General features: G+C 69.6%; 2 protein-coding genes. Both read right to left on the bottom strand.

Annotation, left to right across the window (positions count from 1 at the left end):
- Positions 1–168: 168 nt before the first annotated feature.
- Positions 169–393, bottom strand: a complete 225-nt coding sequence (locus CCN51_RS29160) for a hypothetical protein (protein ID WP_086860265.1) — start codon at positions 391–393, stop codon at positions 169–171.
- Positions 394–412: 19 nt separating this feature from the next.
- On the bottom strand, positions 413–1113 hold a 701-nt coding region (locus CCN51_RS29155; RefSeq protein ID WP_342749396.1), incomplete at its 5' end, for an MFS transporter.

The raw sequence follows: 1113 nt of genomic DNA, 5'->3' as shown, positions 1-1113 counted from the left end.
CCAGCGCTTCCATCCGCCGCATATCGTCGTAGAGCGTCTTGCCCAGCACCCGCGTCACATAGGGCAGCAGGACGCGGTTGAACAGGACACCCCGAGCGTCAACAGCACTGGGTACCTGAGCAGGCCGAAAGCGGTCTCGTGCGGCGTCGGCACCCTTGGCCGACGTGGTCAGGCATTGTGCGGGACCGTGTGCTTCGTAGGGGTCGGCTGGGGTGTGGCGGCTTGTGGTGCGGTTACGTGGCGGGTGGCCTCCGCCCGGCGGGACAGGGGCGCGGCGCAGGCCGCTGCCACGGCGTAGATCAGGCCGATCACCAGCCAGCCGGCGGCATCCAGGGTCGAGAGGACCAGGGTCACCAGGAACGGGCCGCAGGAGCGGACGAGTTGGGTTCCCACACTCCAGGCGCCCTGGTACTCACCGANNCGACTGGAGGAGTTCGGTGAGGGTGAGCAGGACGACGGCACTGAAGAGGGCGGTCGCGCACAGCAGGGGGGTGAGGGTTCCGGTCAGGGCGAAGACGGCGGAGGCGGACAGGAGGCAGTAGCCGCCGCGGCGCATGGCGCGAGCCGCCGAGTTCACGTCGGTGACGGTGTGGCCGACGCGCATCTGGAAGCCGATGGCCACCAGGACGTTGGTGAACAGGAGCGCGGACGTGGTCCATGCGGGAGCCTGGGTGCGGTTCATGCCCCAGAGCGGCATTCCTATTTCGAGGAGTTCCATGTGCATGACGAGCACACCGTTGAGGAGGGAGAGTGCGAGGTAGGGGCGGTCGCGGAGGACCCCGCTCCGCTTACTCTTCCTCGGACCCGCCGCGTCGGGAATGGGCTCGGTGGGGGTGGTGGTGTCCGGTAGGCGGGTGGCGATGAGTGCGACGATCAGGACGCTGACCGCACCCACGCCGATCAGGGAGCGGAACGCCACGGGGCTGTCCAGGGCGAGGGCGACGCCGAGGGCGGGGGTGCTGAGGGTGGCGCCGATGTTGCGTACGACGCGGTTGAAGGCGAGCACCTCGACACGGTTGTCCGGTGTGGTGATGGTGCCGAGGACGGGCCTGGCGCACGGGCGCGACGGCACTCTCGGCGAGGCCCGCGAGGCAGGCGACGGCCAGGAACGCC

This window comes from Streptomyces milbemycinicus (genome assembly GCF_002154605.1).
Lineage (GTDB): Bacteria > Actinomycetota > Actinomycetes > Streptomycetales > Streptomycetaceae > Streptomyces > Streptomyces milbemycinicus.
This window is presented reverse-complemented; position numbering and strand designations above follow the sequence as displayed.